This is a genomic window from Nocardia sp. PLKS1-43, assembly GCF_059510335.1.
This window is the reverse complement of the sequence record NZ_JCAJZQ010000031.1, coordinates 1-7,897: the sequence shown is the minus strand read 5'-3', so window position 1 is coordinate 7,897 and position 7,897 is coordinate 1. Positions and strand designations below refer to the sequence as shown.

Annotated in this window: 8 protein-coding genes; 3 read left to right on the top strand and 5 right to left on the bottom strand. The window is 62.9% G+C overall.

From position 1 onward, the window contains the following. On the bottom strand, window positions 1-727 hold a 727-nt coding region (locus tag AC5WS7_RS40390), incomplete at its 3' end, for an acetyl-CoA C-acyltransferase (RefSeq protein WP_495959949.1). Between the two features lie 90 nt (window positions 728-817). Here AC5WS7_RS40390 and mce point away from each other — a divergent pair. From mce to AC5WS7_RS40375, 3 genes are all read left to right on the top strand, one after another. Beyond that, window positions 818-1,315, top strand: a complete 498-nt coding sequence (gene mce, locus AC5WS7_RS40385; protein WP_495959948.1) for a methylmalonyl-CoA epimerase — start codon at window positions 818-820, stop codon at window positions 1,313-1,315. An 86-nt stretch (window positions 1,316-1,401) separates the two neighbouring features. Further along, window positions 1,402-2,400 carry a hypothetical protein gene (locus AC5WS7_RS40380; protein ID WP_495959950.1) on the top strand — a complete coding sequence of 333 codons (999 nt, stop codon included), beginning with the start codon at window positions 1,402-1,404 and terminating at the stop codon, window positions 2,398-2,400. A gap of 105 nt (window positions 2,401-2,505) precedes the next feature. Continuing rightward, entirely contained in the window at window positions 2,506-2,814 is a 309-nt protein-coding gene (locus tag AC5WS7_RS40375; RefSeq protein ID WP_495959947.1) for an Rv1322 family protein, read from the top strand. A gap of 804 nt (window positions 2,815-3,618) precedes the next feature. Here the strand turns inward: AC5WS7_RS40375 and AC5WS7_RS40370 are convergent. The 4 genes from AC5WS7_RS40370 to AC5WS7_RS40355 form a co-directional block, all read right to left on the bottom strand. Then, complete coding sequence (locus AC5WS7_RS40370) at window positions 3,619-4,566, bottom strand: hypothetical protein (RefSeq protein WP_495959946.1); 948 nt, start codon at window positions 4,564-4,566, stop codon at window positions 3,619-3,621. A 774-nt stretch (window positions 4,567-5,340) separates the two neighbouring features. Then, the gene (nucS, locus tag AC5WS7_RS40365) at window positions 5,341-6,087 is read right to left on the bottom strand and encodes an endonuclease NucS (protein ID WP_495959945.1); all 747 of its coding nucleotides are present in this window, start codon (window positions 6,085-6,087) and stop codon (window positions 5,341-5,343) included. Window positions 6,088-6,155: 68 nt separating this feature from the next. Next, window positions 6,156-6,884, bottom strand: a complete 729-nt coding sequence (locus AC5WS7_RS40360) for a rhomboid-like protein (protein WP_495959944.1) — start codon at window positions 6,882-6,884, stop codon at window positions 6,156-6,158. A gap of 7 nt (window positions 6,885-6,891) precedes the next feature. Next, complete coding sequence (locus tag AC5WS7_RS40355; protein WP_495959943.1) at window positions 6,892-7,644, bottom strand: rhomboid-like protein; 753 nt, start codon at window positions 7,642-7,644, stop codon at window positions 6,892-6,894. Between the last annotated feature and the right edge of the window lie 253 nt (window positions 7,645-7,897).

The following is a 7,897-nucleotide window of genomic DNA, read 5'->3' as shown; positions in this document are numbered from 1 at the left end:
CCGTGCCGTCCTTACGGAACGCCGGCCGCAGCTTGGCCAGCGACTCCACGGTGGTGTCCGCGCGAATGCCCTCGTCCTGCCCGAACAGCAGCGGCTCACCCTTGCGCTGCGGCACCGACACCGGGACCACCTCGTCGTCGAACACACCGTTCTTCCAGGCCGCGGCCGCCTTCTGATGTGAGGCAGCGGCGAAGGCGTCCTGATCCTCGCGACTGACGTGGTCGACGTCGTTGCGCTGCTCGGTCAGCAGGCCCATCGCCTGGTCGGTGAAGATGTCGTGCAGCCCGTCGAAGGCCATGTGGTCGCGCAACGTCACATCGCCGTACTTGAAGCCCTCCCGGCTCTTCTCCAGCAGATGCGGCGCCTGCGTCATCGACTCCTGCCCGCCGGCCACGACGATCTCGTACTCACCGGCTCGAATCAGCTGATCCGCCAAGGCGATTGCGTTGATACCCGACAAACACACCTTGTTCACCGTCAAGGCCGGAACGTCCATCGGGATACCGGCGGCCACAGCGGCCTGCCGGGCCGGAATCTGCCCCGCACCCGCGGTCAGTACCTGACCCATGATCACGTAGTCGACCGACTCGGGCGCCACACCGCCCTTCTCCAGCGCGGCCTTGATCGCGAAACCGCCCAGGTCGGACCCGGAGAATCCGGCGAGCCCACCGAGCAACCGACCGACCGGTGTACGGGCGCCGGAGACGATGACGGAGGTGGTGGTCACGATGAGCCTCACTTCTGGAGTCGATGCAGCGTACGGGCGGGGCGAGCCCGCTCGATACTCCACGGTAACCCGGCCGGTCTCGACAGCACCATGGTGGTGCGCGCTACCGTTCCAAAGGTGAGCACATCCGAAAAGACCGAATTCATTCCCGCCGACTATGTGATCGCCGTGGACCATGTCGGCATCGCCGTTCCGGACCTCGACGCAGCTGTGGCCTGGTACTCCGAAAAGCTCGGTATGATCGAGACGCACCGTGAGGTCAACGAGGGCCAGGGGGTGCACGAGGCAATGCTGTCGTTGCCCGCTGCCGGAGACAGGTCGACTGCTCTGCAGTTGCTGGCCCCTCTCAACGACGAATCCACCATTGCGAAATTCATCGATCGGAACGGTCCCGGCCTGCAGCAGCTCGCCTACCGGGTGACCGATATCGATGCCGTGGCAAGCAATCTTCGAGACCGGGGCGTTCGCCTGCTCTACGATGCACCGCGTCCGGGCACCGCGGGCTCACGCATCAATTTTCTGCACCCGAAGGATGCTGGGGGTGTGCTCATCGAGCTCGTCGAGCCGAACGCGAATCCTACTCACTAGTACCGCAATCCGACCGCGAAAACTTGTCGTAACGACATTCGCGGTCGGGTCACCATGGCACGCGCGCAAGCGGTAGTTTGTGGGGCATGTCGTCCACTGAGCCCGATCGCAATCGCTTCGTCGCGTTGCCCTTTACCGTGGTCCGGAAGGGGTATGACCGCGATGAAGTTCGCAATTACTTCGACCGATTCGATGCCGAACTGAGGGTCACCGCTACCGACCGCGATGCCGCCGCTGCCCAGGCCCGGAACCTGGCCGCCCAGCTGGAGGATGCGCGTGACGAAATCGATGAGCTGCGTAAGGAAGTCGACCGCCTGTCGGTCCCCCCGACCACCGCGGAGGGCATGAGCGACCGCATCTCGCGCATGCTGCGCCTGGCCTCCGACGAGGCCTCCGAGGTGCGCGCGCAGGCCCAGGCCGAGGCCGCCGAGATGGTCTCCATCGCCGAGCAGCAGGCCACCGAGATGCGTGGTAAGTACGAGTCGCTGCTGGCCGAGACCAAGGAGAAGCGCGAGGCGCTCGAGATCGAGTTCGAGCAGACCCTCGCCAACGCGCGGACCGAGTCCGCCAAGATCGTCGAGGCCGCCACGGCCGAGGCCGATCGCCTCACCAAGGAGGCCGAGGCCAAGCGCAAGGCCGCGCAGCAGGACTTCGAGGTCAGCATGGCCGACCGGCGCACCAAGCTCACCCGCGCCATGGAGGAGCTCGAGGCCACCAGCCGCTCCGACGCCGCCCAGCGCATCAAGGAAGCGACCGACGAGGCCAACCGCCTGGTCAGCAACGCCACCCAGCAGGCGGACCGCAAGATCGCCCACGCCAAGGAACTCGCCGAGGAAATGCGCGTGCTGCGCGGTCGAGTTCTGGCCCAGCTCTTGGGAATTCGCGGCCAGCTCGATTCCGTTCCGGCCATGCTCGCCGCGGTCAACCGCGAGAGCGAACTGCTCGACGGCGCCCCCGAACCGCGGTCGCTGAACAGCAAGCAGTCCGGGTCCGGACGCCAGCAGAAGGCCATCCCCGAGCTGCGTGATGCCGAGGATGAGGTCGTCGACGAAGAACAGCGCGAGAGCGCGGAAGTCGCACGCTAGACAATCCTGCTCCCACCCGGGCGACAGATATCCGTTCCAAGGTCGCCCCCTCGCACGAGGGGGCGACCTTCTTTACGTTGCGGACGAGTTACCCTCGATAGCGTCATGCCCCGCCGGAAACCGAGTCCCAGGAGTTCGTCGGCGCGGTCCCAGCGGGGCCCGCGTCCGCTCGGCGACGTCTTCGGACGCACCGAGGAAGGCCCCGGCGGTTCGGAAACCTATGTGGTGCGCACGATTCCGGCTTCCCGAGCGGCGAAGCCCTACCGCTGCCCCGGCTGCGATCACGAAATAGCCCCCGGCACAGCGCATATCGTCGCCTGGGCCGCGGCCGGCAGTGAAGACGACCGCCGCCATTGGCACACCGGATGCTGGCGAGGCCGCCACACCAGAACCATCACCCGCCGCTGGAGCTGAGCGAGACAGCGTGCCACTCAGTGATTTTCACCACCAGAGAGCCTCACCACCGCTGTACGACCGGACTACTTTCAGACCGGCCAGTGCGCCGGTCCAGAGCTGATGCCTCAAATCAGTAACTGATTTCGCGAGCGCATGGGTCATCCCGAGCACGGCCGACACGCGATCAGCTCTCAACCGCCGACCCGATACTCCAGTCTCCGCGCACTCGACGTCCCGCGGAATCCGAAGAGGCGGGAACACATGGGCGACCTCGGGCCGCATCTTACGTTGTTGTGATTCGGTTCTGCCGCGTCGGGTGTCAACGGCACACGAATCCTTCACGTGCTGCCGACATCGGATCCGCTTGTGCTGTAATGTCCGACTCGTAGTCGATGAGTCATGCACACCGTTAGAATCCATACACCATCGAGTGACACTCGGGTAATGCTGTCGACGGTGTCATCTATTCGCCTGCAGGCGGCAGTCAGGACACCGGCCGACAAATGATTTCAGCGAACGGGTAGGATCACTGACTGCATTGAACAAGACTCAATGTCGTTGATGTGCAGCCAATTCGTCGGCAAATTTTTTCCGCGCCTTCCTGACCAGATCATCGCTGACCACAGGGTACTGTAGAGCTATCGCAAACAATACATCCACCACCTCGGGGCCGAGGCCCGTATGGGATCGCGGAGGTCGGCCCGTCAGGGCTGCGGACAAACATTCGTCGAAGTTCCGACGCAACATATTTTCTGGCCATATTTCACTACTCACCGGAATTCTCCCTTGTCCCGTGGACGCGTCTCATCGCCCCACTCATTGTTACCAGGTTCCCGGGGGCCTCTGCGCCTCTTCCAACAGTAGTTGATGCAATATCTGTGAACCTACCGTGGCGCGAGATCCGTTCAGCTCGACATCGAGGAAAGCCTCGGCCAGCGCCTCCCTCGGATGTAGTTCGAGGAAATCCCCACCATACCCGCTGAACTGGCTCGTTATCCAAGTGTAGCGATCTTCTATGCCATTTCTCGCGCAATAGTTTGCCAACTCGAAGAAGGCACGATCATGAGCTCTCCATCCGCCAGCATTATCCAATGCATGACCAAATTCATGCACCATGGTCGAGTATACCGGCCGCGACATCCTTGCTGGAATATAGCGCCCAGCATCCACTGCGGCTCTTGTCTTCTCGGCGTGCACTCCCGGATTACGAGCACGCTGAAGCGAAAACGCTATCTTATCGGTTGGAAATGAATGATTATGATCCTCACTGCGGCCGGGCCAAGTAACACCACTCAGCCCTTTCCTATTTGGAAACAGATCACTCAGATCGGCTATTTCGAGCCTTTTCAGGTTGATCATTCGATATTTACGCAACATATCATCGGTGGCAGAAACAATTTCACGAACCGTATGCGTATCGATGCCTGGGGCATGGAACCCAACCACCTCCAGCCCGTGCCGTGAGGCCAGTTCGGCCGCCATCTTCCTATTGGCCTCAACATCAACCCAACTCAGCCCCGGTCTTGTCGGCATATTGGACTCTTCCGGGCCGACATCCAAAAAAGGGACGCTTCTCGCACCGAAATCGTCCGTCTCGATATCGAGTGAGATAGCCGAATCTTCCCTCCCCAGCTCCCTCGCTCCCGCAACGGAGGTCTCGGAAAGAGCTCGATAGCCGTCGGATTGCGCTTTGGTGAGCGGTTGAACGATTCGATCATTGACGAGTCGAGCTACGGCCCGCCACAACCGCGCGACATCCTCACTGGTCACGTGACGAATTGGCTGCAACGCCCGAGAATTGCCGCCATCCCCCGAAGGAGGCCCCTCGAGGCCGGCAGACCCGCACTCGACGTGGCAGAGCACCTGAGTCCCTCACCAGTTGCCTGCCCGACCTGGCTGCGATCGCCAGCGGATCACGGCGCTGCGCGATGAAACCGTCGCGCGCACTTCGCCAAGCCCCCGCTGGAATCGTCACACAATCGGACGCGCCAGTACCGAATCGCTCGCAGCGCCGCGGCCGCGCAGTCTCCGAACCCGACAGTATGCAATTCCAATTGCACGCCTCTCCATACATGCATATATGTTTGCATACGCTGGGGTTCTCGACGCCCACAACATAAATATCTAGCGCGACAGGTTGTACTTCATTGTCCTGCAGGATTGTTGAGCCGCCCCAGACTCCGTGCACGCCAACATGATTCGCGCCCGCTCCGACAGCCGGGAATCCTCTCGCGCGGATGCAGCCTCTGCTGGGTGCGGTGGTAGATGAGGAGCGAAGGAGCAGGGCTGCACGATTCGGTCGATGTTGACAGATGTGCGATTGTCGCGCGATCGGGCCACGCAAACGACGTCCGGCTCTGGATGAATAGCTGCCGAGCTACCGCAAGTGCGACGGTGCCGCTGGATACAGCGACCTACGGCCCTCCCTCTCGTCAGCACACGGGTAACTCACCTGGAACGCCAAAAGTCGCCCCGCACACGACCCGTCGGGTCCGAGGCGAAGCAACCGAGGCGCACGGCGGCACGCTGAAGCGGGGTGGAGAGCTAGAAGAGGCGGAATTCGTCGCTTTCAGTGCCGCGGAGGGCATCGTAGTCCAGTGTCACGCAACGGATTCCGCGGTCGGTCGCGAGTGTGCGAGCTTGCGGTTTGATTTGTTGGGCCGCGAAGACTCCACTCACGGGGGCCAGCAGGGGGTCGCGGTTGAGCAATTCGAGATAACGGGTGAGCTGTTCGACACCGTCGATCTCACCGCGACGTTTGATCTCCACCGCGACCGTGGCGCCATCGGCGTCCCGGCACAGGATGTCGACCGGGCCGATCGCGGTCATGTACTCGCGTCGGACCAATGTGTAACCGGCGCCGAGGGTTTCGATGTGCTCAGCGAGCAGTTCCTGTAGATGCGCCTCGACGCCGTCCTTCACCAGACCGGGATCGACGCCGAGTTCGTGCGAGGAGTCGTGCTCGATCTCCTCGACGGTGATGCGCAACTCCTCACCGGCCTTGTTGGTCACCACCCACAGCTTGGCGGAGCCCGCGGCGCTCGCGTCAGGGCCGGGGGCGGCAGCGAGCGTCACCACGGAGGCCCCGCGAGTGCCGCCATCGAATGCGGCTTCGCGCTCCTCCAGCCAACAGGGCGGGCTCATCCAGTTCAGCGGCTTGTAGGAGCCGCCGTCCGAATGCACGAGTACGGATCCGTCCGCTTTCATCAGTAGCAGACGACGAGCCATCGGGAGATGAGCGGTGAGCCGACCCACGTAGTCGACCTGACAACGAGCAATCACGAGGCGCACCCCAGGCACTCTAGGCGACCGCGGCACAGCCGTATCGGCAAGGGCCACCTACGATCCGCGCCGAAGGATCAATTCAGCAGAAACGACACCGCGAGGGCCGAGGCGGCCACCAGCGGAACCACGTCGAACCAGCTCATCCGATACTCCCCGGGCCGGCCGCGGGCGATCACCAGCACCCCGATCCCGGTCCCGATCAGATAGGCCAGCAGATGGCCGACGCTGGTGAAGTCCCGGATGTCGACCACCCCTTTCACCGCGATCGCCAGCCACACCACCGCCCAGGGGATCCGCGACCCCTTCGGCACGATCACGATGAGCGAACCGAACAGCGTCATCGCGCCGTAGCTGATACCCACATCCTCGGAATCGCCGAGACTGCCCGGCAACCAGTGCATCCTGATCCCCACCCACAGACCGGCCGCCACCAGTAGCGTCGCCCCGATATGGCCGGCCAGGAAGGTCCAGATCACGCGTAGCGCACCGAACCGCAGCTCCACCAGCACCAGCAGGCAGGCCAGCAGCGGAACGTTCGTGATCGTGGAATCGGTGTCACCGATGACGAACGCGCTGGACAGCAGCGTCCCGATGCGGCCGTGCCGCAGATTCTGCAAATTGGTGCTGGTATCGGCGAGAATCCGGGCCTGAACCTCCGGCCCGGCCTTCGCGTAGATCATCGCGACCGCGACCAGTGCCGCAACATAACCAACGGTGACCGGCAACCAGTGCCGTCGACGCAGATCTGCGAGAGCGGAGCGGACTTCGGCCTGTGCCCGCGCGGCCGCCGACGTTCCGACCATGGAAAGGTCAGCCGACGAGAATGGTGTATCCCAGCACGGTCGCGATGACCAGCAGGACGATCTCGATCCGTTTGAAACTCGTCGGAACAGTCCGGCCGCCACGGATCAACCACAGGCCCACCAGCAGGCCGATGGACACCGACAGCAGATGTCCCACATTGGTGAAGTTGCGGCCCATCGCCACACCGGCGACGGCGACCGCAAGCCAGGTGATCGCCCACGTCGGCCGCCAGCGCGAAGGCATCAACACCAGGAAGGCACCGATGAGGGCCATCGAGCCATAACTGATTCCGACGTCCTCGGCATGCGTGATCTCCAGCGGCAGCCAATGGAACTCAACCGCCACCCAGAGCCCGAGCGCCACCAGAAGTGTCGACCCGAGATGTCCGGCGAGGAAGATGCGAATCAGCCGGCTCGCCCCGAATTTGACCTCGGCCAGGGCAAGCAGACAAATCAACAGCGGCAGAACCAGCAGAGAGGTATCGGTGTCGCCGATCAGCAGAGCACTGGAGAAGAGTGTGCCGATGTGGCCGTGTAGCAGGTTGTACAGATTGGTGCTGGCATGCAGCATCACCCTGGTCTGGGCCGAGTTGCTCAGCACCGAGACCAGTACGGTGACCAGGATCAGCAGCGCCCCGTAGCCGTAGGTAGCCGGTAGGAACAGCCGACGCCAGCGAAAGCCGGACGTCGCAGCCGCAATGTCCGGCGTCGTCTCCTGGTTGGGTGCGGTGAGCACCACCATGGGGATCCCTTTCGTCACTGCTCCGGAGGCCGCTCCACCGGCGTACCCTCCATCATCCGGATACATGCTGCACGACGGCTAGCCAGCGCTTGTGAAAGTGCTGTGAACCAGCCGCCGGTCAGCGTCTTGTCGTCTGTCGCTCAGTCGCCGGAACCGCTGGCGAGAGCAGAGATCATATTGCTGATGTAGGTGGCGAGTCCACTGAGGAGGTCCATATTGGAGCGTTCTTCCTGTTCGGAGTTGTGACCGGCCGAATCATACACAAGTCGGG

Coding starts and splice junctions, on each gene's coding strand:
- mce (WP_495959948.1), top strand. CDS start 818: ATGGTGGTGCGCGCTACCGTTCCAAAGGTGAGCACATCCGAAAAGACC.
- AC5WS7_RS40380 (WP_495959950.1), top strand. CDS start 1,402: ATGTCGTCCACTGAGCCCGATCGCAATCGCTTCGTCGCGTTGCCCTTT.
- AC5WS7_RS40375 (WP_495959947.1), top strand. CDS start 2,506: ATGCCCCGCCGGAAACCGAGTCCCAGGAGTTCGTCGGCGCGGTCCCAG.
- AC5WS7_RS40360 (WP_495959944.1), bottom strand. CDS start 6,884: ATGGTCGGAACGTCGGCGGCCGCGCGGGCACAGGCCGAAGTCCGCTCC.